The 26,676-nt window shown below is 57.3% G+C and carries 32 protein-coding genes, 1 tRNA gene and 1 other RNA gene; 28 read left to right on the forward strand and 6 right to left on the reverse strand.

The features are described from left to right. Positions 1-11 precede the first annotated feature (11 nt). Together ACP15O_RS01450 and ACP15O_RS01455 are read right to left on the reverse strand one after the other, a co-directional pair. Positions 12-995, reverse strand: coding sequence for a DNA-methyltransferase (locus ACP15O_RS01450; protein WP_425094250.1), 984 nt, complete (start codon positions 993-995; stop codon positions 12-14). A 458-nt stretch (positions 996-1,453) separates the two neighbouring features. Beyond that, positions 1,454-1,527, reverse strand: a tRNA-Cys gene (locus ACP15O_RS01455). 721 nt (positions 1,528-2,248) lie between these two features. Here ACP15O_RS01455 and ACP15O_RS01460 point away from each other — a divergent pair. Next, the gene (locus tag ACP15O_RS01460; protein ID WP_425094251.1) at positions 2,249-3,124 is read left to right on the forward strand and encodes a hypothetical protein; all 876 of its coding nucleotides are present in this window, start codon (positions 2,249-2,251) and stop codon (positions 3,122-3,124) included. Between the two features lie 312 nt (positions 3,125-3,436). Here the strand turns inward: ACP15O_RS01460 and ACP15O_RS01465 are convergent, their stop codons facing one another. From ACP15O_RS01465 to ACP15O_RS01475, 3 genes are all read right to left on the reverse strand, one after another. Continuing rightward, positions 3,437-4,402 (reverse strand): DUF6236 family protein, encoded by a 966-nt coding sequence (locus ACP15O_RS01465; protein ID WP_425094252.1) that lies wholly within the window; start codon positions 4,400-4,402, stop codon positions 3,437-3,439. Positions 4,403-4,728: 326 nt separating this feature from the next. Further along, positions 4,729-4,932, reverse strand: a complete 204-nt coding sequence (locus ACP15O_RS01470) for a hypothetical protein (RefSeq protein WP_425094253.1) — start codon at positions 4,930-4,932, stop codon at positions 4,729-4,731. 14 nt (positions 4,933-4,946) lie between these two features. Then, positions 4,947-5,183 (reverse strand): hypothetical protein, encoded by a 237-nt coding sequence (locus ACP15O_RS01475; protein WP_425094254.1) that lies wholly within the window; start codon positions 5,181-5,183, stop codon positions 4,947-4,949. A 429-nt stretch (positions 5,184-5,612) separates the two neighbouring features. On the opposite strand from ACP15O_RS01475, the gene ACP15O_RS01480 reads away from it, so the two are divergent. Further along, complete coding sequence (locus tag ACP15O_RS01480) at positions 5,613-6,026, forward strand: hypothetical protein (protein ID WP_425094255.1); 414 nt, start codon at positions 5,613-5,615, stop codon at positions 6,024-6,026. Positions 6,027-6,198: 172 nt separating this feature from the next. Next, positions 6,199-6,927, forward strand: coding sequence for a hypothetical protein (locus ACP15O_RS01485; protein WP_425094256.1), 729 nt, complete (start codon positions 6,199-6,201; stop codon positions 6,925-6,927). Here ACP15O_RS01485 and ACP15O_RS01490 read toward each other — a convergent pair. Continuing rightward, positions 6,891-7,619, reverse strand: coding sequence for a hypothetical protein (locus tag ACP15O_RS01490; RefSeq protein ID WP_425094257.1), 729 nt, complete (start codon positions 7,617-7,619; stop codon positions 6,891-6,893). The genes ACP15O_RS01485 and ACP15O_RS01490 overlap by 37 nt on opposite strands. 180 nt (positions 7,620-7,799) lie before the next feature. Here ACP15O_RS01490 and ACP15O_RS01495 point away from each other — a divergent pair, with 180 nt between their 5' ends. The 25 genes from ACP15O_RS01495 to ACP15O_RS01615 all read left to right on the forward strand — a co-directional run bounded on the left by ACP15O_RS01495 (position 7,800) and on the right by ACP15O_RS01615 (position 26,637). Then, positions 7,800-8,147, forward strand: a complete 348-nt coding sequence (locus tag ACP15O_RS01495) for a hypothetical protein (protein ID WP_425094258.1) — start codon at positions 7,800-7,802, stop codon at positions 8,145-8,147. 332 nt (positions 8,148-8,479) lie between these two features. Continuing rightward, a complete protein-coding gene (locus ACP15O_RS01500; RefSeq protein WP_425094259.1) occupies positions 8,480-9,328 on the forward strand; it encodes a ParB/RepB/Spo0J family partition protein in 849 nt (282 codons plus the stop codon). Further along, positions 9,328-11,592, forward strand: a complete 2,265-nt coding sequence (locus ACP15O_RS01505) for a Mu transposase C-terminal domain-containing protein (protein ID WP_425094260.1) — start codon at positions 9,328-9,330, stop codon at positions 11,590-11,592. The genes ACP15O_RS01500 and ACP15O_RS01505 overlap by 1 nt, the downstream gene beginning before the upstream one ends. 35 nt (positions 11,593-11,627) lie before the next feature. Next, positions 11,628-12,401 (forward strand): AAA family ATPase, encoded by a 774-nt coding sequence (locus tag ACP15O_RS01510; protein ID WP_425094261.1) that lies wholly within the window; start codon positions 11,628-11,630, stop codon positions 12,399-12,401. After that, entirely contained in the window at positions 12,398-12,988 is a 591-nt protein-coding gene (locus ACP15O_RS01515; protein WP_425094262.1) for a hypothetical protein, read from the forward strand. Before ACP15O_RS01510 ends, ACP15O_RS01515 begins: the two co-directional genes overlap by 4 nt. Then, the gene (locus ACP15O_RS01520) at positions 12,973-13,356 is read left to right on the forward strand and encodes a MarR family transcriptional regulator (protein ID WP_425094263.1); all 384 of its coding nucleotides are present in this window, start codon (positions 12,973-12,975) and stop codon (positions 13,354-13,356) included. Before ACP15O_RS01515 ends, ACP15O_RS01520 begins: the two co-directional genes overlap by 16 nt. Then, complete coding sequence (locus tag ACP15O_RS01525; protein WP_425094264.1) at positions 13,340-13,990, forward strand: DUF3164 family protein; 651 nt, start codon at positions 13,340-13,342, stop codon at positions 13,988-13,990. The genes ACP15O_RS01520 and ACP15O_RS01525 overlap by 17 nt, the downstream gene beginning before the upstream one ends. Position 13,991: 1 nt before the next feature. Continuing rightward, positions 13,992-14,064: hammerhead ribozyme type II (locus ACP15O_RS01530), an RNA gene on the forward strand. Between the two features lie 8 nt (positions 14,065-14,072). Continuing rightward, complete coding sequence (locus ACP15O_RS01535) at positions 14,073-14,264, forward strand: hypothetical protein (protein WP_425094265.1); 192 nt, start codon at positions 14,073-14,075, stop codon at positions 14,262-14,264. 152 nt (positions 14,265-14,416) lie between these two features. Further along, on the forward strand, positions 14,417-14,875 hold the full coding sequence (locus ACP15O_RS01540) for a phage protein GemA/Gp16 family protein (protein WP_425094266.1): 459 nt from the start codon (positions 14,417-14,419) through the stop codon (positions 14,873-14,875). Between the two features lie 2 nt (positions 14,876-14,877). After that, positions 14,878-15,303, forward strand: a complete 426-nt coding sequence (locus tag ACP15O_RS01545; protein WP_425094267.1) for a helix-turn-helix domain-containing protein — start codon at positions 14,878-14,880, stop codon at positions 15,301-15,303. A gap of 73 nt (positions 15,304-15,376) precedes the next feature. Continuing rightward, positions 15,377-16,147, forward strand: a complete 771-nt coding sequence (locus ACP15O_RS01550; RefSeq protein ID WP_425094268.1) for a glycoside hydrolase family 19 protein — start codon at positions 15,377-15,379, stop codon at positions 16,145-16,147. After that, the gene (locus ACP15O_RS01555; RefSeq protein WP_425094269.1) at positions 16,147-16,371 is read left to right on the forward strand and encodes a hypothetical protein; all 225 of its coding nucleotides are present in this window, start codon (positions 16,147-16,149) and stop codon (positions 16,369-16,371) included. The genes ACP15O_RS01550 and ACP15O_RS01555 overlap by 1 nt, the downstream gene beginning before the upstream one ends. A gap of 12 nt (positions 16,372-16,383) precedes the next feature. Beyond that, entirely contained in the window at positions 16,384-16,623 is a 240-nt protein-coding gene (locus ACP15O_RS01560) for a hemolysin XhlA family protein (RefSeq protein ID WP_425094271.1), read from the forward strand. Further along, positions 16,610-17,113, forward strand: coding sequence for a DUF1804 family protein (locus tag ACP15O_RS01565; RefSeq protein WP_425094272.1), 504 nt, complete (start codon positions 16,610-16,612; stop codon positions 17,111-17,113). Before ACP15O_RS01560 ends, ACP15O_RS01565 begins: the two co-directional genes overlap by 14 nt. After that, positions 17,110-18,768, forward strand: coding sequence for a phage terminase large subunit (gene terL, locus ACP15O_RS01570; protein ID WP_425094273.1), 1,659 nt, complete (start codon positions 17,110-17,112; stop codon positions 18,766-18,768). The genes ACP15O_RS01565 and terL overlap by 4 nt, the downstream gene beginning before the upstream one ends. Further along, positions 18,765-20,114 (forward strand): phage portal protein family protein, encoded by a 1,350-nt coding sequence (locus tag ACP15O_RS01575; protein ID WP_425094274.1) that lies wholly within the window; start codon positions 18,765-18,767, stop codon positions 20,112-20,114. The genes terL and ACP15O_RS01575 overlap by 4 nt, the downstream gene beginning before the upstream one ends. A 62-nt stretch (positions 20,115-20,176) precedes the next feature. After that, on the forward strand, positions 20,177-21,700 hold the full coding sequence (locus tag ACP15O_RS01580; RefSeq protein WP_425094275.1) for a PBECR2 nuclease fold domain-containing protein: 1,524 nt from the start codon (positions 20,177-20,179) through the stop codon (positions 21,698-21,700). Between the two features lie 103 nt (positions 21,701-21,803). Next, complete coding sequence (locus tag ACP15O_RS01585; RefSeq protein ID WP_425094276.1) at positions 21,804-22,382, forward strand: phage virion morphogenesis protein; 579 nt, start codon at positions 21,804-21,806, stop codon at positions 22,380-22,382. Positions 22,383-22,652: 270 nt separating this feature from the next. Further along, the gene (locus tag ACP15O_RS01590; RefSeq protein WP_425094277.1) at positions 22,653-23,789 is read left to right on the forward strand and encodes a hypothetical protein; all 1,137 of its coding nucleotides are present in this window, start codon (positions 22,653-22,655) and stop codon (positions 23,787-23,789) included. A 12-nt stretch (positions 23,790-23,801) separates the two neighbouring features. Beyond that, on the forward strand, positions 23,802-24,140 hold the full coding sequence (locus tag ACP15O_RS01595) for a hypothetical protein (RefSeq protein WP_425094278.1): 339 nt from the start codon (positions 23,802-23,804) through the stop codon (positions 24,138-24,140). 11 nt (positions 24,141-24,151) lie between these two features. Continuing rightward, positions 24,152-25,105: a major capsid protein gene (locus ACP15O_RS01600; protein WP_425094279.1), complete on the forward strand. Its 954-nt coding sequence runs from the start codon at positions 24,152-24,154 to the stop codon at positions 25,103-25,105. A gap of 65 nt (positions 25,106-25,170) precedes the next feature. Next, positions 25,171-25,665: a hypothetical protein gene (locus tag ACP15O_RS01605; RefSeq protein WP_425094280.1), complete on the forward strand. Its 495-nt coding sequence runs from the start codon at positions 25,171-25,173 to the stop codon at positions 25,663-25,665. A gap of 115 nt (positions 25,666-25,780) precedes the next feature. After that, complete coding sequence (locus ACP15O_RS01610) at positions 25,781-26,206, forward strand: gp436 family protein (RefSeq protein ID WP_425094281.1); 426 nt, start codon at positions 25,781-25,783, stop codon at positions 26,204-26,206. Continuing rightward, positions 26,206-26,637, forward strand: coding sequence for a phage tail terminator protein (locus ACP15O_RS01615; protein WP_425094282.1), 432 nt, complete (start codon positions 26,206-26,208; stop codon positions 26,635-26,637). The genes ACP15O_RS01610 and ACP15O_RS01615 overlap by 1 nt, the downstream gene beginning before the upstream one ends. Positions 26,638-26,676 lie beyond the last annotated feature (39 nt).

Here is a 26,676-nt window from a genome sequence, read left to right on the forward strand (position 1 = left end):
AATTCCATAATCTAGGCGCGCTCTACAATCTCTTCGAAGCGCCCCTTCGAGCCTTCAATATATTCGCTCTTGGCTTCCACGCCCAACCAGCGGCGTCCGAGTTCTTGCGCAACAGCCCCGGTCGTGTTCGATCCTAAGAATGGGTCGAACACCAGATCATCCTCATCGGTTAGGAACTGAATGAAAAAAGCGGATAGCGCCGATTGCATCCTCGCGGGGTGCGCTGGCAGCTCTTTTTCTTTACAATACGCTCTGTACTTGGCGTCCCACTGAGTTCCAGAGTACTTTAAAAGTGCTTCGGGGAAGGCGGTTCCTTCTAGGTCAAGGACATTTGGTCCGATGGCACCACCATGGTCATTCAAAAAACCAGTCTCAGAAATCACGTGACCAGAAGGGCGAGCTCCGGCATTGTAGCTCTTTCTTTTGAGCAGGCGCTTCATATCCTTACTATAAGGATTCAATACCTTGCGGTTATCAGCCTTTGGATATTCGCTCTTCGACATCCACCAAACGTGAGTGAAAGAATCTTTCAGTCGTATACGCTTCACATTGACCCACGCGGCTGGGCTGGGCAGTCTCGCTGGGTTGTGACAGATAACGTGTTGGCAGAGGTTTAGGTTGGCTTTGCGTTTGAAAGCCATGAGCGCTTCCAGTGGCAAAGTTGACATTGTGGGTGAGCCCGGTTCCCAAGCATTACCAATTTCCACGACAATTGAGCCGTCATCTGCGAGCAAGTCGCTTAGGCCAACTGCCAATGAAGACAACCAATCCAAATACTCCTGTCCGTTTGAATTGCCGTACTGTTTCTTCCGAACCAATGGGTAGGGGGGCGATGTCAGAATTAGATTGACCTTGCCCTTTAGGCGATTGAGGTGCTCGCTCTCCAGCGCATCTTCAATTTTCCCCTCTAGGACGCTACCAAAGGGTGTTTCGTAAGCTGGCTTTACCGATTTTGGGTCAGGTGTGCCTTTCGGGTTTGAAGCGCCATCTGTCATTTAAGTATTTGTCTCGTCATGTTTTTATTTGGCCAAGAGCTGTTTGTCGGCCGGTTCGGAATCAACTGCTGGCTGAGTATTCAGATCAAGTTGGCTTAGGTAGAGCATATATGGCGCACCTTTCCAAGGTGGTCTGATATCCGGGGTTGTAGATAGGCTATGTTGAAGCCGTCTAGTGCAACCGGGCGACCTTGGTTTCTTTCGAGTATAGCGCTGCTATCGCTTATCGGACTCTTGCTGCCGGTGTGTCTAGAGCTGGTTGTTGCGATGTGACTTCCTGGGGCGCTAACTGAACCCGTTTTTCTGGTAGCTGGTCATACACGGTAGCTGGTCATACACAAGTCTCGAAGCGAACAATGATGCGGATCGTTGACCTACCAAGAACGGAGACTTCTGGTGGGGGCTATAGGGGGTCATGCCCATTGCATCCCCTTAAGTTGCTGTAATGTGGTGATAATTGGAGGCGAGTACCGGAATCGAACCGGTGTACACGGATTTGCAATCCGCTGCGTCACCACTCCGCCAACTCGCCGCCGTAGTGGTAGGGGCGGATTAAAGGATAATTTCGGGCTCTGCAAGGGGCTGGTCGCGGCGATTTGACGTTTTCATCGGGTGACTGTAGGGGGGTACTAACTTCTGGATAGAACCTCTAGATCGTCCGAGTTCATGCAAGCCATTGTAATCAATATAGGAATGCGTGTTGTGCGCGCTTGATGCGCCGAACGGTGAATGCAAGTGAGGGGGTAAAAAGGGCGGCTTTGCTGACATTCATTGAACAAACACTTGCAAAACTCGGACACAAAGCGCGCATTTAGGAACGGTTTGATAACAATAAAAAAATCAACCGCCATTGCCGGAGGTTTCGGACTAAAATCCAGAAGTTGTCACAAAAAAACTCGGACGCGACGTCCGAGTTTGGCTCAGGGTGTCAGTACGAAACGAAAAGGCCTTATTTCTAACAGTTAGATGGTCCTGAACCTGCAGAATGTATCCGCTCCAAACTCGGACGTCTGAAAAGCTAGTCGGTGCAAATTCTCAGTTGATTGCCGCCCTCATCCCGATAAGGCTGTCGCTCAGTCTATCTAAGACTGGGCGCAATATCAAAAGCTGACGTTCATGCTCGATGCAGCGAAGGTCGGCTCCGAGCCCAAAGTACGGAATGCTGCGCTGTGGATGAATGACAGCTATTCGCAGGATGTCCTGTAACACGCATTCGATTGAAGGTAGATATCGAGCGGCATAAGATTTTAGTATTGAAAGCCTACGCGGAGGCGGTCTTGATCAACTTAGAACCAACGATTTCACAGATTGAGAAACTTCTCGAAGAAAATACTGAAGCGAGTGTGACCTACGCCGCTCTTGAGTGCCGTCTGGCTATCGAGAGAATTTGCTATGAACGTCTCCGGCTAGCACATGATTATATTTCCCACGATGATCTGAGGAAATGGCAGCCGAGCGACATTGTGAAGACGCTCATTCAAGAGGTTGATGCCAAAGCTGCCGAAACCTTTACGCTGTCCATAGCGCGGGAACCGATGCCAGAAGGGTCTCCTCCGCCCACTCGTGAGGATTACGAGGCGATGGAGTGGCTTCCCGTCGGCACTCAAGTCGGCTTCGCACCCAACAAGCTCGGGAAACTATGGAACGGGCTTGCAAAACTCGCCCTGCATATCGAAATCCCGACTTCGAAAGATACGACCGTCAAACAATACGGCGACATGCAAGCGATAGCATCTAAGGTCAAACAGGCTCTTGCTGAAATTAAGCAAATATCCGAAAGCACGTTGATGTTTACCGGCATGGGCGAGGAAGTTTCTTTTGAATGTGTCTGCGGTTCAAGGAACAAGCGGCGGCTTGAACTGCTAAAGGACGGGCAGACTATTAACTGTATAAATCCCGATTGTGATGAAAGCTATGTATACGTCCAGTCTGACATGTCCTTCGGGCGCAGAACCTTTGAGATTGTCTGTCGCGCTTGTGAAGCATCCCGCGACATTCCCAAGCGGATGGTTGAGAAACTCAGGACCGATCAACACATTCACTTCGACTGTGAAGGGTGCCGCGAGACCATTTATGTGTCGTGGCGTCCCATGCAAGCGCAGCGAACGGAACCGCCCCAGAAGGATTGAATTAACCTTCCGATTGGCCCGACCAGTGCAAAAGTCACCATTTGTTGACCTAATCAAAGCGGACATCGGCGCACTTGCAGCGAACTCACACTTCGTCCGCAACTCGGTCTTACAGTCTGTTCGCGGATGCTGTCGCTATCGGCCCTTACCGGGCCTTCGTGCCAGGTGCAGCGGATGACCAATACCAGCCCGAAGCGGCCGTTCCTGCTGTGCGCGGCGGCGGACCGAGCGAAGCCAATGTCAGTGGTTGAACAATACCCGCCGAGTCGCCACGGGCGATCGGTCAAAGCTCACCAATGACATCTGCGCCACTCAGACTAGCTCTTTATGTATCGAGCTTACCACCCTGAAAGGACTCTCGCGGGTCACAAGATTTCTTGCACCAATGCCGCGTGAGAAAGAAACGAGTGATGCAGCTCCACCCAGAACGCCGCCTACAATTGGCAAACCTGTAGCGACTATGCCGCCCGCCTCCCAAGCTATAATCCTATTTGCCGCGCTCTCAATGCTATCGAGCGACAATGAGAAGCTTAAATCGCCCAAATAGAACTTCCGTTTACTTTCCTTGGCCGCCTTAAGCATGTCACTGCATTGCTTGTCCACTACCCGCACCAGTCGGGACATTTCAAAGTCGGCGTCCTTTGCATTGGCGATTTGTGAGAAAAACTTGTCTAACTCATGCGTCAGCGCAACGATTTCATCGCGCCGTTTCTGCTTGAACTCCAGGAGGTCATGTAGCGGGTAATTGGGGTCTGGTAGGGGGATCGCCCGTGAAAGAGTCACGAGTTGCCCTCGCCCTTCTACGAAGTTCTTGTTCTTCATCACAAATGACCCCTCTCCTTGAGACAAGGTCCATTGTCCGGGCTCACCGCGTTCTAGATCGAGAAATTCATCGATGTGCTGTTGGGCAAAGTGTTTGGCTTGCTCAATTCCAATTGTGATGTTTGTAGATCCAGTGATCAGCATCATTGCTGACATATAGCCTACGCCCGCAGCATCGTTGTACCGAGTTGGTCTCGGACGGATAAGCAATCCTTCCCTCTCAAGGAGCTTTTCGTCGTCATTGGAAACTAGGCTGATTATCTGGCTATCGGGCCAAACAAGCCTGTCCCAGAAAAGCGCTGCGCGCCGGAGTTCTGCAGGATCAACGCTACTGGACTTGGCCACTATTGCCTTGCCGTCGTAGGAAATGGGCGCGCTGAGCAAGATTCCCCGCCCATGCTTTGGCTTCATTCCAAAATAAGGATCTACCGCTTTACGGCGTTTTGCCTCGCCCATGCCGACACCTCAGTACAAAACTTGTCTATTTGAAATAACTCATCCCATGAATAGGGCGAGTTGCTGTACCCGATATCACCTATTGACAGTAAAGTCATCGGTAAGCCCAAATCGCGCCATCGCCGCATATCGCCCAAGGAACCGTTTCTGCACATCGCTGCCGTACGTTCAGGACGCCGCGAATGTCCGCTCCCCGCCCCTGGACGCCGACCGGCGATGTCTGTTTTGGGCTGGGAGCGGTCAGGGCCCCGGCGGCGTGGGCGCTCAACTGGCCGATCTGAACAAAAGCGCCGTGACCTCGGACATTGCCGGGGACTTGGCTAAAGCTAGTCGGTGCTGGCTTGGCCACCAGGCAGCGTCACGATGGCAGTAACAGTGGTATTGTGCGCCAATACCTCGTTTTCGCGGATCAGGTCGCGGATACACGCCGCTGCGCGTTTCATGGCTTGGGCATTGTCATCTACATGGGTGCGGCTCAGCAGGCGGGCGCGGGCCTCCATGTCATTTGCGATTTCAGCTGGTGATGCCATGCGGCGGCCCTTTCTCAGTTCTTGCCATCCTTGCGCCTCATGCGGCGGATGCAGCGGTTCATGATGCGGGTGCGTTCGGCCTTCAGCTCTTTTAGCGCACGTTCCCGCCGGGTGATACGTCCCTGGAGGACGCCCAGGCGCTTGAGTTCGTCATCATCGGCATGAGCTGTCCATGGCGCGCCTCGCTCGAAAGGCTCTACTGGCTCATCTTGGCGAGGGCCGATCAGTTCAAATAGCTTCTGTGCGTCCATGTCGGGACCGCCATTGTGGCCGATCCTGCCTTGTGTAGCGATTGCCGCTACACGGGGTTTCTTGCGATTACGCATTAAGTGTATGAAAACAATGGAGAATAGGCTTTGTTTGTTGGGGCAAAAGTTTGCAAGCCAATCTCCTAACTTTCGCTAGTTCATCAGAAAGGTCTAGTTGTCAGGGGAAGAGAGCGACTGAGCTGTAGCGCAGTCGAGGTATTTCTCTATCTGAACCATTTTGGCACCGGTTACCTTGCCAGTTGTTCTTAGGCGCTCCACAACGCCTACATCCCCGGCTGAAACTTTGCTGAAGTAGCCCTCGCTCCAGGACTTCTCCGAGCAAAAGCACTCAATCCGCTTTATCAGCCTCTTGATGTGCTTTTGAGTGTCGGTTTCTTTGTCCGACGGTTTGTCTGCCTCAGGGAAACTCATATGCAATGGCTATATCCGATAAAACGGATGGTCAATGTCCGAAATGAAGGACGTGTATTTTTATCCGATTTATCGGATAATCTATCCATGAGTGATACGGTTGACATTGCGGCGATCAAAGGGCGACTGGCTGAGAAGTTGGATGAGGCGGGCATCTCTATGCGAGCTGCGTCGATTAACTCCGGCTTTGGGCAGGGGTATGTCCAGAATCTGCTCAGCAGCGACACGGAGCCTGTCATTACAAAGCTGGCTGTCGTGTGTGAGAAAAACGGCATTAGCTTTTCGTATGTTTTGCTGGGGCTAGAGGTGTCGCCGCAGACGAGGCGTCTTTTGGATTTGATCCAGAAGAATCCAGAGAAGTTGAATAGCCTGCTGATCCTTTTGGGCGAGCCCCTGCCTCCAGTCGACGCGTAAGGGTTCTGATCTGCTCTTCTGATCTTTTGGTCAGGGCGGACACAAACTCACCAACTCTCAAAATGACTTCCTGTCAAGCGATCTCTACAACCTTTAGTTCAACAACTTCTTGACTGGTGCGGTCAAGTGCTGCAGGAATTATTCCTAAATTTAGGAATGCGAGGCCGTTGGTGTGTTTAGGAAGAACCTGAAATTGGCGATAAATTCATCGGAGAAGTATCGGGATGACGTCTGGAGTTTGTCTGTAGACGCGGGGCTTGGTCGAAAGACGCTATACAACATTCTGCGGGATGAGCGGCTTGATGTTAGCAAAACGGGGCCAGGGATTTTTGGTATGTCTCGAGTTGCTGAGCTGCTCGGGGTTTCCCTGGATGGCCTGGTGGGGCGCGCTATCCTCCAGTCAGGATCACGCTCCGTGAGTGGAGACGTCATGCCTCTTTCTCGGCATGTGGTGGAGGCGCTTAGTGGGCAGGAAGTGGTAGGGTCGCTCTCCGCAGATGCGCTTCTGCGAATGCACTCTAAATCTGGTCAGCGGATTGAGGCCTTTGCTCAGTGGATGGATCGTTGCGATCAGTATTTTCTGCCCGCAGAGGGGGATGCTGGAATTCGTGTAAAGGAAGTCGGCGAGACCAGTTTGGCAGCTATTACTATGGGGGCGCCCGATAAGGCGCTGCTGCAAAGCGCGCTAGATGCTGTTGACGATACTGGGCTCCGACAAAGTTGGCTGGCAGACTATAGTGAGGCCTGCCAGCGTGGGTCATTGACCACTGTAGAGAGCCTTGATGTGCAGATGCCGAACCATCCGGTCCGCGTCAAAATGGATTTTGTTCGTTGCCTGCTGCGTGTCTCGGGTGCTGACGATGATCAGGCTATCTTGAATTTTTCGCTGTTGATTGTGTAGGGGGAGGTCGATTGTTCTACTGCCAAGGCGGTGCGTTCGGTCATCATCTGGATGTCAAGCCTATCCACTGCGACAAGTTGCTCTGAGTGGTCTCTGGGGTGAGGCGGATCTCCGAGCCACTTAAATGCGGGGCCAAAATCCCGATTGAACCCGTACATTGCACTTGCTCCGAGCAGGATGTCACGTTCCCGAATAAAGCAGTAAATCCAATCTGGGTCCCACTTCAGGGCGGCCGCAAGGTGGCCGATGGCAACGAACGCTCGTAGTGGGAGCCTGTTGCCTCGCGTTTTCTGCGCGACAAAGAGGTCACCAAAGTACACGAGTTTTCGCTGTAGGCTAATTTCAATCTTAGGATGAGTTTCGCCAATGATTTGTTCGTTGGCTTTCGTCGCGTATGCGCGAGCAAAAACGCGAGACCAATAGCGCCCGACGGGTTCTTCTCCAATGTCTTCCAGGCGTGCGCAGCCCATCATCGCGGGCTTGCCGTTTTTTTTGGCGACCAGGCAGATTACGTTGTTTTCGGTGAAGTCGTTGTGGTCGGGTGACGACATTGGGGTCAGGTAGGGTTTGTCCAGCTGGGCTACCAGTTGGGAAATCTTGTCTGGTTCGGTGACCTCTTCGATTTCGAAGCCATTTGCGCCCATGTACGTGAGGAGTTTTCCGAGCTTCGTGGCGATTTTTAGTGTTTCCATTTTGTCTCTTTCTCTCTGAGGGGTGCCGGGTTTGGATTCGTTTCGGCGTTAGATGAGTTGCAGAAAACGTCACTTGGCGCACGGAGTTTCTGCCTTCAAAGTGACCGAAAAATCGGATGCAATGTGTTGACTATCCGATAAATCGGACATACGGTACCACGGACTTAGAGGGCTTCGGGTATGAACAAAGTGGCGCATTTATCCGCAGAAGAGATTGCAGCATCGCCGATTTCGCTCGATGTATTGCGTGCCTTTGCGTCTCCGCAGCCGCATCATGCGGTGGGTCAGCTGGCCCCGGAAGAGCAGGTGCGGTTTCGTGGGGTCTGCCTGGACTTGATTTCGTATCGCTTGTCGGAGTCAGGATCTGCTTCTGATGGTTTGGTGCCCAATCATATCCTGTTCGAATTCGCCCGCTCGTCGGGCGCTCTCACCAGGATCGAAGCGGCCATTGCCTGCATGTATTTTTCTGACATCTGCGGCGAGTTGCTGGCGCATCGTCTTTTGGAAGAGGCGGGGACGCAGCCATGAGTGTTACTTCCGCCGCCAAAGTGATAGCCGAACAGCAAGACCAGTTGGTGGTCAACTGGCGTATCGCCGCCCGTCGCATTCTTGCCGAGTATAACTGCGAGGAGGTCGCCTGATGGTCGCTCGCACCCCCCTGAAACCGCGCTGCGTTGCCTGCTCGCCGCGCATTCTTGCTGGTTTCGGGGCACTGACCGGGGGCCTCCTCCTCTCCGCCCCCGGTCATTTTTTTAGAATTCCGTTGGCCCTTTTGAGGAGGGCCAAAGCCGGGACGCGCGCAGCTACCGCCGCCGCTCACGCTACCCATCTGCGCGCGTCCAAACCTGGTTGGAGCAAAGATGACGGCTGATACGACCCTGACCTTGCCGATGACCCTGATCGACGTGCCCAAAGACCGCGCTCGCAGCCTGGATGCTGCTTGGGTCGAGGGTTTGGCAGTCCTGATCGCCTCGCAAGGCCTGATGCATCCGATCCGGGTGCGCCCTGTCGGTCAGCGGTTTGAGCTGGTGTCAGGGTTGCGCCGCTATCGTGCGGCTGAATTGCTGGGCTGGGCGTCCATTCCTTACACGCTATCGACCGCTGAAACGGCGGATGATGCGCGCCTGGAAGAAGTAATGGAGAACCTCGGCCGTCAGGAACTGATTGCACTGGACCGCTGCCATTCGCTATATGAGCTGAAACAGGTTTGGGAGCGGAAATACCCGCATACCAAGAACGGTCATAATTCTCCAAAGAAGCAAGAAGAAGGAGGAACGCAAAGTTTGCGTTCCTCCTCGGAATCTCAGGAAATCTTCGGATTTGCCCGTGCCAACGCCGAAAAAATCGGTCTTTCGAAGCGCTCGATCGAGCTTGCGGTCAAAATTTGGACCGATTTGTCGCAAGCATCGCGCGACCGGCTGGTTGGCACCGCGCTGGCCTGCAAACAGACCGAGCTGAAGGCGCTTTCAGAGCTATCTCACAAGCTGCAGGCACAGGTTTTGGACCTTGTGCTGGGGGACGATGACGTAACCAACGTCTCAGGTGCCCTCCAGGCGCTTGAGGGTGGCGTTGTGCCTGATCCAATCGAAAAGCAGCTTACCGCGTTGCGCAAAACCGTTAGCAAACTGCCGGAACCGGTGTTTGACCGTCTGATCCTGGAAAACGAAGAGCGCGTTATCGCGGCTCTGAAGCGGCAGGGGCGGATCTAGTGGCAGACTCCTCGCAAACGCAGGTCTATTTCAGCGCTCGGGAAATGGCGGAACTCGCAAAATCGCGTGGCATCACCAACTTCCCGCACACAGAGCGCCGAGTGAGAGACTATGCCGTTCGCGAAGGTTGGAACGATCTGCCCGAGACCTTGTGCCGAAAGCGGCCTGGGCGCGGTGGTGGGCTCGAGTACCATTTTTCTCTTCTGCCTGAAGGGCTGCGCGCGTCGTTGGACGCCAATTTCGTCCGGGCTTCAGCAGTGCAGCGACACGAGGCACAGGCCGTCGCTGATCAAGCCAAGCTGGACGCTGTGCGTAGCCATGCTTTGCCACCACGCGCCCGCGCAGTCATGGAGGCACGGGCTGAAATCCTGACCTCAATTGATGGTTTTGCGATTGCCAATGGACAAAAGCGCGCCTGGGGGATTTCGCAGTTCTTGGATGCACAAGACGAGTATCTGGCTCGTCAGGACATTGAGGCGAGACGCGAAAATGGAGAATTCCTGACAGAGCGTGAGGTCGAAAGCCTCGCATATCCTTTGGTCCTAACAGCGTCAGACGGCTTTCAGCTAGATCCTGAGCGCCTGAAGGTAGCAAATGATCGTAGAGTGGTCGCAACCATCAAGCGCAGCGCTGTCTATGCCTGGTTTAAAACGCGTTCAGACGCCGGAATTGTCGCCCTGGCGCCGACGCCTCCAAAGGCGCAGGCCCCGATACATCCCGGTTTTTCGGATTTCCTCAAGTTTTATGCCATTGGCTCGAAGCCGTCGGCGGCGGACGCGCTGAGGCAATATCTCAAAACGGACCCGCCGAAAGAAAAGCGGCTGTCCCTGACGCAGGTCCAGTACATCCTGCGCAACCGTCTGAACAACATCGAGAAACACGTCGGTCGCGAAGGCCTTTTGACCCTGCGTTCGCGGATGGCTTACGTGACCAGGACAACCGAAGGCATGTGGCCGACCACGATTTACTCAGCCGATGGCAAGACGTTCGACGCCGAGATCGCTGACCCCGTCTCAGGCCGCCCGATCCGACCGGAAATCACGACAGTGATTGACGTTGTGACCCGCAAGATCGTTGGAATTTCGCTGGCGCGTTCGGAAAACCGGATCACTGTGGCCGAGGCTTTGCGCCGGTCCTGTCAGGAAAACGGGATCTGCGCCATTTTCTACGTCGACCGTGGACCAGGCTACAAGAACAAGGCAATGGATGCCGATGTCAGCGGTCTGATGGGACGGTTGGGCATCACCAAAATGCATGCAGCCCCCTTTGGCTCGCAGGCCAAGGGCCGCATCGAGAAGCCGAACGACAGTGTCTGGAACACGCTGGCCAAGCGCCTGCCGACCTATATCGGGCCGGACATGGATAAAGAGGCCGGGCAAAAGGTCCATAAGATGACGCGCCGCGACCTTGACCAGTTTGGCCAGTCCCGGCTCTTGCCGGAATGGGCTGATTTCGTGGCCATGTGCGAGGCGATGGTCGATGAGCACAACAACAAGCCTCATCGCGGTTTGCCCAAGTTCCGCGATCCCGAAACAGGCAAGAAACGTCACCTGACACCCAATGAAAGCTGGGCGTCTCATGTCGCTGACGGTTTCGAGCCGGTCACGATTGACCAGGACGAGGCTGATGACCTGTTCCGCCCCTACGAGATCCGCGTGGCCCGTCGCGCCGAGGTGCAGTGGAATACCAACACCTATTTCCACCACGAGCTGGAGCGCTATCACGAACAGAAAGTCATGGTCGGGTACGACTATCACCAGGCCGACAAAGTTTGGGTGCGCGAGTTCGACGTGGAGTCCGGCCAGCCTGGCAGGCTGATCTGCGTGGCCGAGTTCATGGGTAATGCGCAGCGCTATGTGCCGCTGTCATATGAGCGCAAGGCCGTGGAAGATCGCGCTAAGGGCCGTTTGCGCCGCCTGGCGCGCAAGGTTGAAACCGTCGAGGCGGAACGTGGGGCACCGACCCTTGTCGAACACCTGAATGAAGTGCCGATGGTGGATATCACCCCAGCCGAAGAACCGGTCACGCAGCCTGTTGAGGTGGTCAACCCGCCCGAGATGATCGAGCCCGCAGCGCCTCGCCGCCGGACATTCGAATCCGACGAAGAACTGGCGCTATGGGCGCTGGATAACCCTGAAGAGATTTCCCCCAAACAAGCAGCACTTCTGATGGATTGCCTGCAGCGTCCAATTGCAACGCAGGCGCTTGAGCTGGCGGGGGTCGACACGGAGGCGCTTTGGAACCTCCTCCGTGCCGTCGCATAGGCACCCGAAGGTGTCAGAACTGAGGAGAGCATAACATGCGGAAAACGTTTGTTGAAACAGAAAACTATCGTCGGTTTGTCAGCGCACTGAAATCGCTTGATGAGCGTGGTGCCGTCGAGGCCTGCTTGGTTGTCGTGGACGGCCAGCCGGGACTGGGCAAGACCACCACGCTCAGCCGCTGGGTCGCACAGACCGGCAGCGTCTACATGCGCGCGCAGAAGGGCTGGGACTACAACTGGTTTATCAAGGACCTGCTGACGGAACTGGGCGTTTCCTACCACACGATCCGGGGCAAACGCGAAAAGTTCGCCCGCGTGATGGAGGAACTGGAGAACCGCGCCACGATGGCGGCACTGAACGGCGAGGTCTTTGGCCTGGTCATTGATGAGTGTGACCTGGTATCGCGCCGGGCCGAAATCATGGAAGCGATCCGGGGCATTTCTGATCTGCGTTTCCTGCCCACCATCCTGGTCGGCATGGGCCAACTGCGCGATGACCTGCGCCGCTTCCCCCAGATCGAGAGCCGCGCCCCCAACAAGGTCAAGTTTGAGACCTCCTCGCTTGACGATACGGCCGCAATGATCGGGCAACTGTGCGAAGTACCCGTTGCCGATGACCTGACCGATTTCGTCTGGCGGGCCTCGCGCGGTCTGAACCGCGAAATCCTGGACGCCATCATGGCGATTGAGCGTTTCGGTCGCCGTCTCGATGGTGACGATCCGGTCACCATGCTGGATATGGCCGGTCAGCCGATCATGAACGACCGTCAGAAGGGGGTGCCCATTCTGGTGCCAGGGGGGCGCAAATGACCCCAAGCAAGCCCGGAGCCGCGCCCACAGCGCTGCTGAAGTCACTTGAAGAAGGCAAGGAAGTCACGGTCCAGCAGGTCCGTGACAACTTTGGTTTAAACCGGCGGCAAGCTTATAACGCGCTTTCCCGTTTGGAGGGGCGTGGTTTCATCCGCCATGTACGCACCAGCACCTGGTTGCCTACAGAGGCAGGGCTGCAGGCCATCAAGGACGGCGTGGAGTTCGGCTCGGGCCCAAATGGCCCTTCAAACGTCATACCTCGCCCCAAGGACACGTTCCGACAGCGCGCCTGGTCATCCATGCGGTTTCGTCGCCGGTTCACTCTGGGGGATCTGGTTGCAGATGCGGGCCGAGGCAATGAAGAACGCGAATATGAGAACGCCATGCGTTATGTGCGCGCCCTTCGCAAAGCCGGGATTGTCGGCGAGATCAAGCAACGCCTGAAAGGGACGGCCATCGGCTCCAATGGCTTCAAGCAGTTCATTTTGCTGAAAAACCTTGGTCCGTCGGCACCAATCCACAGCGAAAAGAAGAACGCAATCCACGATTTCAATTCAGGCGAGGACTTCCCATGCGACCAAGTCTGACCCTGGAACTGCCTGATCCTGAATGGCTGACCCTGCTGCGAGCGCAGCGCGAAGAGGGAAAGTCGGTTTCGCAGATTGCCCGTGAAACCGGCATGAAGCGCCCTTCGGTTTCCATGCTTTTGAACGGCACCTATCCGGCAAAGAGCCTAGACCTGGTTACGCGCAAGCATGGTGCGCGGATCGTGCAGCTCTATCGCAACAAGGTGGCCTGTCCCCATCAGCGTGTCAGCATTTCGAACGAGGAATGCCGACGCCTGGCGGGCGCACCCATGTCCACATCCCATCCCGACAAGCTGTCCCAATGGGCGGCTTGCCGGAAATGCGACCTGAACCCACTCAAAGGAGAAGCCGATGAACGAACAAGCTGACAACCTGCCCAATCCGGGCGTGATCGACGTAGATGGTGTGCCCCACATGCGGGACGCAAAAGGAGCTTTGATGCCCGTTGAGCTGATCAAGCCCAAGGACCGCCTGATGGATGAAGAAGTTCGCAAGGTGGTTGGGTTTGCTCAAGAGCTGAGCGAACGGATTTCGCGCTTCAAAGGGCATGTCTTTGACGATCTGGGTTCGCTCGATGCGCTGCTGGCACAGGAATATGGGGCCAAGATCGGCGGGGCCAAGGGTAACCGCACCTATATGAGCTATGACGGGCTGATGCGGGTTCAGATCCGCGTCGCAGACCAGATTGAGTTCGGCCCTGAGCTGCAACAGGCCAAGGTGCTGGTGGATGAATGCCTCAATGAATGGTCCGCTGACAGCCGTCCCGAGATCCGCGCGCTGATTACCAAAGCGTTCGATACCGACAAGGAAGGCCAGATCAACCGCTCGGAAATCTTTACGCTCCTTCAGCTCGATATTGATGATGAGCGCTGGAAAGAGGCCATGCGCGCCATCAAGGAAGCGATCCGCGTGGTCGGCTCGAAAACCTATCAGCGGTTCCAAATTCGGGATCACGCTGATGCTGGCTGGGACACAATTACGATCGACCTGGCGAAAGCCTGACCTGCGAAACGCGCGCGGCTTCGGTCGGGCGCGTCGTCGGAACGTGGTGGTTCCGGCCTGATGAGCAGCCAAGGAGCAACGCATGACATACGAAGTTCAGGAACTCGCGAGCGGTACATCTGCCCTGGTGCCCGTCCGTCCGGGCAATTTCTACACCACGGTCCTGACCGCCATTGAAGAGCTGAACGAGCAGTTTGAATGCTGCGTTTGTGGCCGCAAGTTCACCGTTTCTACAGAGAACCTTGACCTCTGCGCGAGGTGTTCGGATGTCTGAGAAACACCACAATCTCGCGCCTCTAAACGAGGATCTAACGCGGGCAGGGAACGAGCTCTACTACGCGGTGATTTCGCTGCTGGGTGCTACCTGCGCCTCACCTCAGGTCCAGGACGCTCTGGTTGGCTGGCGCAGGCTGATGGAGGCGCAAAATGAGCGCTGAACGGCTTCGCAAACAGATTTTCGTCGGCTGTCGTCAACTGGGTCTGGACAGCGAGACCCGTCACGATTTGCAATTGGCCGCGACCGGAAAATCTAGTCTGAAGGACATGTCAGAGGCCGAGCTTCAGCTGGTTGTCAAACACCTGAAAGATCGCGGCTTCAAAACCAGCTCGGGCAAGAAACGCCCAGCGGCAAAACGCCCGGATATCCGCTATTGCCATGTTTTGTGGCGCTTGCTGCACCAGGCCGGGCACGCTCGGATCGGCGGTGCAAAGGGCCTGAACGCCTTCATTCGCTCTCCAAAAACTGGATTTGAGCCCAAATGGGGCCATGTGCCGATCGACATTGATGCAATGACCGAGACCTCAGAAATCAATGATGTCATCGAGGCGCTGAAAGCCTGGTGCCAGCGGGAAGGCATTCCGACCGAACTGGGCGGGGGCCGCTGAGCATGGCGCAGAACACCAACTCGGCAGTGATGCAGCAACGAGTTGAGACTACGATGTCCGCTGACGGGTTCCCCGCTTCTCTGCGCGATGTGGTTGATACCATGGGGGCGGGTGTCGCGCTTCAGCTTATGGCGCTCTACGGCGGGCAGGACGTTCTCTTTGGTGGCAAACCAAAGCAAGCAATGATTGACCTGTTCGGAGAAAAACGTGCAGAAGAGCTTAACGAGCTGCTCAAGCATCAGAAGATGTACATCCCCAATGGCAAAGCCGTAAATTTGCGCTCGCAGGTGTTGCGGCTGCAGGCGCAAAATATGCCTCAGACCGAAATCGGGCGCGTTTTGGGGATATCGACGCGTCACGTTAGGCGCTTATCGCCAGCGCCTCCGGTGGCACTCCCGCTGTTTCCCGATATTGATGACGACACCTAGACCGCCGGACGCCTGTCCGGCGGATTTTGTTTGGCATGTGTGCGAAATCTCGGTCTGAAACAAGGGCCGAAACATGCAAATTATCACCTATTCCCAACTCGAAAAAATCACCGGCGGGACGCTGGGGCGCGACAACGCCAATTCCTTCCTGGCGGGGCTCAATCGCTTTGGTGGTGAGTGCGGTTTGAACTTGCCGCACCGTCTGGCCCAATACGTGGCCCAGATGTGCCATGAATCCCAAGGGTTTCGCTATGATCAGGAAGTCTGGGGGCCGACTGCTGCGCAAGGACGCTATGACGTGCGCACGGATTTGGGCAATTCGCCCGAAGTTGACGGTGATGGCTACACCTATCGTGGCCGGACCGGGCTGCAGCTGACGGGGCGCGCCAACTATGCCGCGTTCACGCTTTGGGCGCAGGGTTTGGATGCTAGTGCGCCCGATTTCGTCGCCCATCCTGACGCGGTCCTGACAGATCCCTGGGAGGGGCTGGCACCGATTTGGTACTGGAGCACCCGCAACCTCAACGCATTTGCGAGCAAGCTGCGCTTCAAGGTGGCCTTCAAAGGTGTGACGCGCGCGATCAATGGTGGGCTGAACGGTTATGATGACCGGCTGCGCTACTATCGCCGCGCGGCCCTGGTGTTGCTGGGGTTCGAGCCTGACGATGTCCTGAGGTTCCAGAAGGGGCAGGCTGGTTTGGTCGCTGATGGCGTCTGCGGCCCGCTCACGCTTCAGGCGCTGCACGAGGCACTATTTAACATGCCTCCGATTTCCCAAGGGCGCGGTTTCTGGAGCGCGCTCTGGGCCACGCTTTCCAAGCTGTTCAAACAAGGAACTTCCTGATGCTGAAGAACAAATTCGCGCTGTTTTTGCGCATTGTCGTACTTTACCCCCTGGCCGGTCTGCTGGCCGCGCTGCCCTCTGTGGGCTTTGATGATGCCTCGGGCGTCATGACGGTCGATCTGTCTGCAGTCTCCGTGGCCATTGGTGGCGTTATCTGGGCAGCCGTTTCCGGGGGAACCTTTGGCTGGTCGCGCTGGGTCAAGCGGCTGGGTGGTCTAACCTAAACGGAGCTCAATGTGACCGATACCGCACATCCAAGCCTTTCCAGGGCGCACAAACGCCTGGACGACCACGATCGTCGCATCCGCGAACTCGAGCTGAGTGATGCCGGTGCTACGCAGTGGCGTCGGGATACGACCAAGAAGCTGGACGGCATCGAGGGCACGCTCAAGTGGGTGACCCGTTTGATTATTGGCGGCCTGGTTACGGCTGCTCTCACTTTCATTGTTGCCGGGGGACTGAATGTCGGGCCGTAACGAAGAAACGCGCCGCAAGGCCCGCTCAGACTATGTTTATCGCCGGTTTACAATGGCAACCATTGCGGCCGCCTATGGTGTCAGCGCCGCGAGCGTCGGGCGCTGGAAAAAAGCGGCAGCGGCCGAGGGCGATGATTGGGACAAAGCGCGTACCGCGCATGTGATTGCCGGTGAAGGTGTCGAGGCTGTGGTGTCCACGGTGGTCGAAGACTTCATGATCCAGGCGCAGTCGATCCTGGACGAGATCAAGAATGGTGATCACACCGTCAAAGAAAAGGTGGACATGCTGGTCTCGCTGTCGGACGCGATGACCAAGATGGCAGCGAGCGCCAAGCGCTTCGCACCAAAGGTGTCTGAACTGGGTGTCGCACAGGATGTCATGGGCAAGCTGCTGGCGTTTGTTAAGGACGAATTCCCGCATCATGCCGAGGCAATTCTTGAGATTATCGAGCCCTTTGCCGAGCGCCTGGCCGAGATCTACACGTCATGACACGGCGGGCGAAACTGCAGCCCACCGTCAGCAAAAAGGAGTTCCGCGACAAAATCGCGGAACTGGCCGACGAGTTTGCCCGCCATATTGAGCTGAATGTCGAAGCCTTCGAGCCGGACCCGCAGGCCAAGGCCGAGCGTCTGAGCCGCATCGAGGACGAGGACGGGTTTCAGTTCTTCATGGAAACGTACCTGCCGCACTATGTGCGTGGCGAACACAGCCTGTTTCACCAGCACATTTTTGCGCGCGTTCCAGAAATACTTAGCTCTGAACAGGGTGTCAGGGATCTGTTCATTGCGCCGCGCGGGGCATCCAAATCAACGCATCTGAGCCTTGGCTTTGCGCTGTATTGTATTGTTCGGGGCCTGAAGAAATACATCATTGAGGTATGTGACGTCTATGAACAGGCCGCGCTGTTGATCGAGGCGCTCAAGGCTGAGCTGGTCACCAACACCCGCCTGCAGAACGATTTTCCCGAGGCTTGCGGCGCTGGCCGCATCTGGCGCGAAGGCGAGTTTGTCACCCACAACAATATCAAGGTGCAGGGGCTGGGTGCCGGCAAGAAGATCCGGGGCCGTCGCCATGGGCCGTACCGCCCAGATTTGCTGTTCCTGGATGACATCGAAAACGATGAGAACGTCCAAAGCCCTGAGCAACGCAAGAAGCTATGGAACTGGATTTACCGCGCCGCGCTGAAGGTCGGGCCTCCTGACGGCAGCATGGACGTGATCTGGGTCGGCACAGTCTTGCATTTCGACGCGGTCATCGTGCGCGCTGCCAAAGCCCCAGCCTGGAACACAACCGAGTTTCGCGCGGTGGTCAAATTCCCCGACAACATGGAGCTTTGGGACCAGTTCGAGGAGGTCTATCACAATGATGGGGAAGAGGCAGCGCAAGCGTTTTACCAGGACAACAAGACCGAGATGGACCAGGGCGCGGTGGTGAACTGGCCCTCGGTACAGTCGCTCTTGTTCCTGATGCTTGAGCGCGCGGCGGACCTGTCGGCCTTCATGACCGAATATCAGAACAAACCGATTTCCGAGGGCAACCCGTTCGGTGATCTGACCTATTGGGTGCAGCGCCAGACCGATTGGATATTCTTCGGGGCGATTGACCCGAGCCTGGGCAAGAAGGGTAAAGGCCGCGACCCTTCTGCAATCCTGATTGGCGGATATGACCGTCTGAATGCCCGCATGGACGTTGTCGAGGCCTCGATCCGCAAGCGGCTGCCTGACCTGATCATTTCTGACACCGTTGCCCTGCAACGGGAATACCGCGCCTTGCTGTGGTTCGTGGAGACGGTCCAGTTCCAGGAGTTTCTGCGCACCTCTCTTATGGCCGAGGCCGCGCGGCAGGGCGTGGGGGTATCGGCGGTTCCGATTATTCCGAACGCGGATAAGGATCTGCGAATCGAGCGCCTGCAGCCGCCCGTTGCTGCAGGCCAGATCCGTTTTAACGCTGCACACACGACCCTGATTGACCAGCTTCAGCAATGGCCGAATGGGGATCACGACGATGGCCCCGATGCCTTGGACATGCTGTGGCAGAACACCCTGATCTATGCAGGTGGCGGGACGGCCGGGCGTCCCCAGGCGGGGTTGGTTGCAGCTGAACCTGACCAATTGGCCGGCTACCGGCTGGGGGGACACCGATGAGCAAGAAAGAGCATCGTAAAAACCTGCCTTCAGATGCGCGCCATCAGATCGCTTCGGTTGAGAACGACATCACCATCCCGTTCTTCAACGGTGTGATGCAACATGCGGACGACACACTGATCCAGCAAGGGGGCGGCAAGGGCCTGGCGATCTATGATGAGATCGAGCGCGACACCCATGCTGCGGCGATGCTGGACAAACGAAAGAAAACCCTTGTGGCCCGCCCCTGGGAGGTTTTGCCAGGCGGGTACCGCCCGATCGACAAGGAAGCGGCAGATCTGGTCGAAGAGATGCTGAAGGCGCTTGCCTTTGACAAGCTGTGCGAGGACTTGCTGGACGCCACCCTGAAGGGCTTTGCGACCGGCGAGGTGATCTGGGTCCGTGACGGGGCGCGGATCAAGCCCGAACGCCTGCATCAGAACGATCAGCGCCGCTTTGTTTTCGATCGGGACTGGCAACTGCGCCTGTTGACCTGGAACGAGATGACCGAAGGGATCAAACTGCCCGATCGGAAGTTCGTCGTCCATCGTTTCGGGGTCAAGGGGAACAATCCTTACGGGCTGGGGATTGGATCGCGCCTGTTCTGGCCGGTGCTTTTCAAGCGTGAAGGCATTGCCTTCTGGCTGCACTTTCTGGAGAAGTTTGCCGGGCCGACCGTGGTCGGCAAAACGCCCTATGGAACGCTGCCCGAAGAGCAACAGAAGCTGTTGAACGAGCTCTTGCGCAGCCGCACGGCCTCGGCCATGACGATCCCGATCGGCACGGATGTGGAATTCCTGGAGGCTTCCCGCTCGGGCACGGTCAGCTATGAACAGTTCCTGGAATATTGGGACCGTCAGATTTCGATCACCACGACCGGAGAGACGCTGACCACGCAGGTGGACAAAAGCGGCTCGCGCGCCCTGGGCGATGTGCATCAGGAAATGCTGGACCTGCTGGTGGACAGCGACGGGGACCTGCTGTCAGAAACTCTGCGCGATCAGCTCATTCGCTGGATTGTTGAATACAACATCCCCGGCGCGGCCTTGCCCCAAGTCTGGCGCGTGCGCCCCAAGAACGAGAAATCCGAAGCCGAGACACGTAGCACCAAAGCCAAAGCGGCCACGGAAACCAACAACGCGATCCGAGCGGTGGTCGCCCAGGCGGCGGCCTTCGGGGACGACGCCGTTGCCCGCGACTATATCGTCAGCTTTGATGTCACCGAACAGTTGGATGACAGCACGATCGATGCTCTGGTCCAGGCGCGCCATTCATTTGCGGGGGGGCAAAAGCCCGATCCTTTCCTTGTCGATGATCAGGACAAAGGCCCCGAATTCTCGGCCAATCGGCTCAAAAAAAAACTCTAGATCACGGCCATTCCTGCGGATCTGACGGGCATGTCTGTTTTGCTGATCCTGATAGTCCGGTCATGCGCGTTACAGATTTGTCCGTGGGCGCGGCCGAGCGGCATTTCACGCGGCGCATCGAGGCGATCCGCAACGTCGTCACAAAAGCCCAGGACTTTGAGGCGGCCAGCCGCGGCCTTCTGGAACTGGGCGCGAAGTGGACGCCTAATGTGCTGGCCACGCAGCTTCAGCAGGCCATGGAGCTGGCCGCCCTGGAAGGACGCGAAGCTGTCTTTGTTGAGGCAGATGGGGAAGTGGCTGGCGTACAGCCTGACTATGTCTCTGCCGGGTTCGTCCGTCAGGAATTTCGCAATCAGATTGATTTCCTGACGCAAAAACGCGGCAAACCCACCCGCGCCTGGACGGACGCCATGCATGGCGATCACGATCGTGCATTCGTGGTGGCCGGCGCAACCGATCTGGCCATGCTGGAAGAGTTCCAGGCGGCTATCGTCGCGGGTGCTGAAACCTACGACATCGAGGGCTTTGCAGCCGAGTTCGACCGAATCGTCGAAAAATACGGCTGGTCTTATAATGGCGGTCGCGAATGGCGCATTCGGACAATCTTTGAGACCAATATCCGAACCAGCTATATGGCTGGCCGGCTGCAACAGATGCGCGACCCGGAAATTGTCAAGCGCCGTCCCTATTGGCAGTACGTTCATGCTGATACCCGTCAGCCCAAAGAACCACGCCCGCACCATCTGAGCTGGGATGGTTTGGTTTTGCGCTGGGACGATCCGTGGTGGGACAAGTATTTCCCACCCAATGACTGGATGTGTTCGTGCGGCGTGCGCACCCTCAGTGAGGGCGATCTGCGCCGCCTGGGCAAAGACGGGCCGGATGACGCGCCGCTGATCGATATGCAAAAAATCGTGCGCCGGGATGGGACGGAAGTCTGGGTGCCCAAGGGTATCGGCTATGGCTGGGACTACATGCCTGGTGACCTTTGGGAACGGGGGCTTGTCCCGTCGGCCCTCATTGACGAGGCTGGTGGCCTGGAGCCCGAGGGGCGCCATCGTGTGTTGATCGACGCCCCCGAGCCCCTGGAGGAACTCCTGCAACGCTCACGGCCTTTCAACGCCTCGCCGCTGTCGAAACATTTGGCTGATGAAGACTATGTCCGCTCATTTCTGCTCCCCTTTGGGGCGGATCTCGGCCAGGCCGTTTTGTGGGAAGATCCGACCGGCACCAAGCTCCCTGTGTCTGAGGAACTGTTCAAAGACCCAAGCGGTGCCTGGAAAGTTGGCAAGCGGGATCGGGCGCGCCTGACGCCGCTGATCGCCGAGACACTCCTGGACCCCGACGAAATATGGGTCGGCGTCAGCGAGAAGAAAGACCGGATCGACCCCGATACCTCTGAGCTTCTGGTGGATCGCCGCTATATCCGCACGGATTCGGAAACGGGTTTGATCGTGGTCTTCCAGATTGGGCGCAAATGGTGGGAGGCCATTACGGCCTATCCGACGACAAACAAGAAAGGCGATCCTGACCTGAAGCTTTTGGACAAGAGGCGGGGAGGAAAGCTGCTTTGGAAAAGAAAATGACGGCCAAGGGCGATCTGGCCGTCTTTACGGGGAGCTTCCAGGACCATCAGCCGGTCTTCGCGTGCCCGCAGGGGAAACATAGTGTGTTTTGGGGAAGATTTCAATGATCCCGATCAGTACAACGCTCGCAGAGCAGGGCGCTCGAAACGAATTACAGGACATCCTGCAGCGCCTAGGAGATCCGCAGGGGTTCTATGCCACGGTTGGCGAGCGGCTGATCAGCTCGTCCAAGGATCGGTTTCGCGAAGAGAACGCGCCCGATGGAACGCCCTGGGAGCCTTTGAAACCCGCGACGATCAAGGCGCGGCAAAACGCTGGTCAAACGCCCATCACCATCCTGCGCTCGAACAGCAAGGGCAAAAGCGGATCTGCTCTGGCGGGGTCTCTGAGCTATCTGGCCAGCTCGGATGAAGTGCGGATCGGATCGCCGTTGCCATATGCCGCCATTCACCAGTTCGGGGGCCAGATCCGCATTCCCGAGCGGCAGGGCGAGATCTACCGCGCTGACAACGGAGCCGGTCAGCCTGGGCGACGTTTCGTCAGGAAATCGGAAGCGGCACATGTGACCAAAGTCACGATCCCCGCGCATGTCATTCGCATCCCGGCACGGCCCTTTGTTGGTCTGACCGAGGGCGATGAACAGGGTATTTTGGAAGATGCTCGTGACTGGCTCAGTCTTTGAAAACCCAAACCCGTCAGAAATTGCCGCAGGAGCGCCTTAGCGGGGTTTCGTGCCCAGTGATCCGCAAAAAGCGCTGAAGGCCTGTTAGCCCCCTGTTAGAATCGACGGACGGGGCAAATTCGTCGCGACCTGAACTTAGCGCTTGCGATATCAAGGCCGCTTCCCCAGTCTTGGGGCATTCCAGACCCCATGAGACCGCCGGACGCCTGTCCGGCGGATTTTGTTTGGCGCTTGTGCCAAATCTGGTTCGTCAACAATCGGACGGACCTCATGACCAACACCCCTCAGAAAGCGCGGATCGAAGTTTTTCGCCCTGGTACGTTCTCGCCCATGGTCGGTGCAGAGATCACCTTTTCGGCGGCCGACCTGAAGGCCGTGGCGGATGCTTATGATCCGGAAACGGCCCCGGCCCCGATCGTGGTGGGGCATCCCAGCAACGATACGCCGGCATACGGCTGGATCGAGGGGCTGGAATACGACGAAAGCCAGGAGCGTCTGTTCGCAGATCTGCATGAAATCGAGCCTCAGTTCAGCGACCTGGTGAAAGCAGGGCGGTTCAAGAAGGTCAGCATGTCCTTTTTTGGTCCCGATCATGCGGCCAATCCCAACCCCGGTGCCTGGTATCCCAAGCATGTCGGTTTTCTGGGCGCGGCGGCTCCGGCTGTCAGCGGGCTCAAGAACGTGGCTTTCTCCGGTGCCGAGGGCGTGACCTTTGAATTTGGTGAGCGCGGCTTTGAGGAAGCTGCCTCGCTGTTCCGTGGGTTGCGCGATTTCTTCATCGAGCGGTTCAGCCTGGAAGTGGCTGACAAGGTTCTGCCGTCCTGGCGCATTGAATGGCTGGATGACACGGAGATCGAGCCGAAGGACGGCAATGGTCCGACTTTCACCGCTCCTGTTCCCCAGGCGACCCCTCCCTCCACCCCCAAACCTGAAAAGGACCCTGTCGTGACCAAATCGACCGAAGCGGAATTCGCAGATCGCGAGGCCAAACTGAAGGATCGCGAAGACAAGCTTGCCGAGCGTGAAAAGAAAGCAGCCCATGATGACAACGTGTCGTTTGCGGAAAGCCTGATCGAGGCGGGAAAACTAATTCCGGCCAGCAAGGATGAGCTGGTTGCCGTTCTGGATGCCATGCCCGCCGACCAGTCTGTCAGCTTTTCCGAAGGCGGTGATGATGTCGCTCTGGGTGATGCTGTTCGTAAAATCTTCGAAGCGCAGCCCGAGGTGGTCAGCTATGGCGCGCTGGATCTGCCTGATGGTCCCGCTGGTGGCGGTGCGCCGGCCTCTTTTGCCGCCGATGGCAAACCTGTCGATCCCGACAGTCTGAAAATCCACAACCAGGCGCTGGCCTATCAGCGCAAGAACCCCGGCACCTCTTACGAGGCCGCCATTGACGCCGTGAGCTGATCGGAGATTTCCATGCTGCGCACCTATCATTCCGTTCTGACCCTGACCGCCACCATGACGGCCACCTGCAACGCCGGTGACCTGGTTGGTTTCGACAATGCCCCGATCACCGCTGCTGATCAGCCGGTCAAGGGCATCGCTCAGGTTCCCGCCACCGAGATTGGCCTGGACATTGGCCTGACCGCCATCGGCGAGGAGACCGTGACCGCTGTTGGCGTCATTGCCGCAGGGGCCCAGCTGGTCTCTGCGAATGGCGGCGTCTCCGCTGCCGGGGTCGACCCCGACAATGTCTTTGCCACCGCCCTGACCGCCGCCGCTGACGGCGAGCTGGTCCAAATCCTGATCCGCTAAGGAGTTCTGACATGAACCAACCCGTCAATCAGCGTACCGCCGGCGTGGTGGACCCGATCCTGTCCACCCACGCCCGTGGCTATCGCAATCTGGAATTTATCGGCCACCTGCTGTTTCCGCGTGTCACCGTGCCGACCCGCTCGATGCGCGTCCTCAAGTTCGGCAAGGAATCTTTCCGCATGTTGAACACCCGTCGCGCGCCCGGCGCGGACAAGAAGCGCGTTCAGTATGGCTATGCTTCCGACCCTGTCTCCCTGGTGCAGGACGCTCTGGAGGGTTTGGTTCCGATCGAGCACCAGGAAGAGGCCGCAAAAGTTCCGGGCATCGATCTGGGTCGTGGGGCCGTGAACATGGTGTTGAATGTGGTCGATCTGGGCCTGGAGTTCGATATCGCGGCATTGGCGCGTGACCCGGCCAACTATGATGCCAATCACAAGACGGCCCTGGCTGGCACTGATCGCTGGACCGATGATGCCTCTGACCCCAAAGCGGATATCGACGCCGCCCAGGAAATGATCCGCCGTTCGATTGGCCGGTATGCCAATACGCTGGAGCTGGGGCCGAGCGCATTCAATGCTGCCAAGAACCACCCGAAGGTCAAAGAGCAGTTCAAGTACACCTCGAAGGATTCGATCACGGCCGAGATGCTGGCCGCCTATTTCGACGTGGCGCGCGTAATCGTGGGCAAGGCGGTGTATCTGCCCGAGAACGCCGACGACGACACGCTGGCAACCGATGTCTGGGGCGATGACGCGATCCTGGCCTACGTTCCTATGCAGGGCGAGAACTTCATGGTGCCGTCCTATGGCTACACCTACGAGCTGAATGGCTATCCGCAGGTGACCAAGCCGTATTTCGAGAACAGCAATGACAGCTGGATCTACCCGACCAAGACCGAGCGCCGTCCCTATCTGACGGGTGCCGAAGGCGGGTTCCTGATCCAGAACGCAGGCGATGCCAGCTAACCGCTGATCTGATCACGCGGAAAGCGGCCCAGGTCCGCTTTCCCTTTCTCAACGAGGAGAGACCTTTGGATACCCTTTATGACGTGACCCTCATTGGCCCGGCCAAGATCAATGGCAAGCACAAGGGCGTCGGAGACCCCGTGCAGGTTGCGGAAAATGACCTGCGCCTATTGGTGAAGGCCAAAGCCGTCGCGCCGAGCGCGCTGGAAAAGCTGGGTGATCCAGAGACTGAGGTCGCGCCCAGCAAAGAGGCCGAACTGGCCGGTCTGCAACAGGCGTATGAGGAGCTGGGCGAAGAATTCTATGCGCTGAGCAAGGAAAATGCGCGCCTGACCGAGCAGGTCAACAACTTGACGGCTCAGCTGACTGAAGCTGAAGCGGACAAAACCAAACTGGCTGGTGAGATCGCGAAAGCGGACCGGGCGATTGAGGCGATGAAGGCAGAGCTTCCTGGTCCGGCCGAGGAAAAGGCCGCAGCGAAACCCACGGCCAAATCATCGTCGAAAACCGCCGCCAAAACCACTGACGGCAAACAGAGCGACAGCGCCACCAAGGGCTGAGGCCCACCGCTGGGCGGCCCCCCGTGTCGCCCAGGCCCCCTCACTCCAATATTCGGAACTCCCTCATGCCCACTTCAAAACCCCAAGCTGGTCTGCCCGAAGATGGGGCGCAGTAATGCCCTATGCCTTTCTCCAGGACCTGATCGAGCGCGCCGGTGAAAACGAGCTGCGCCAGATCGCAGATCACGACCGGGACGGTATTGCCGATGCCGATGTCATTGCTGCGGCTCTGGAAGATGCCGGAAACCAGATCAATGGCTATGTCGGCACCCGTTACCAGGTCCCGCTTGATCCGGCCCCCGCCTTGGTGCGGACATGGGCGGTTTCGATCGCCCGCTATGTTCTGCACCGCAACGGTGCCCCCGAGCATGTTGAGGCCGACTACAAGGATGCGATTTCTGCACTGAAAGATGTCGCGGCAAAACGGATCGCCCTGCCGGTTGCTGAAGGTGAGACCGCCCCGGCCGTGACAGGCGGTACGACCCTGGCGGCACATCCAGAACAGGTTTTCACAGCTCAGAAACTGCGGGGGTGGAAGTGATGCTGACCGAGATCTTCAACCATCTGTCGGGCAGTTTGCCAAGCGAGATCTGGTCAGGAGTCGAGATCGCCGAGGACATCGACGTCCTTCGGGAAATGGCGGGCACCGTCGAGGACGCCACCGTTATTATCATGCCCTGGGGGGAACGGGCTGCGCCCAACAGTCGGGCGACGGGTGGTGTTTTGCAGCGCGTTGAGCAGCGGTTCACCACGGGTATCGTGCAGCGCGATTTCTCGGGCCGTCTGGGGGCTGAGCGCGCGACCCGAACAGACAGCCTGAAGGGGGATATCGAAGCCGCTTTGCTTGGATTTGAGATCCCCGGATTTGATGAACCCTGCGAACTGATCGGGGGCGAGACCAGCCCGATATCGCGCGGTGTCAGCATCTACGTTCAAACCTGGGCCGCCGCCCGCTTCCTGACAGGAGAGTAACATGCACCAAATGCCCAAGACAGGCGGACGCCACAAACG

This window comes from Youngimonas ophiurae (nom. illeg.), from assembly GCF_049803795.1.
Taxonomy (GTDB): domain Bacteria; phylum Pseudomonadota; class Alphaproteobacteria; order Rhodobacterales; family Rhodobacteraceae; genus Thalassobius.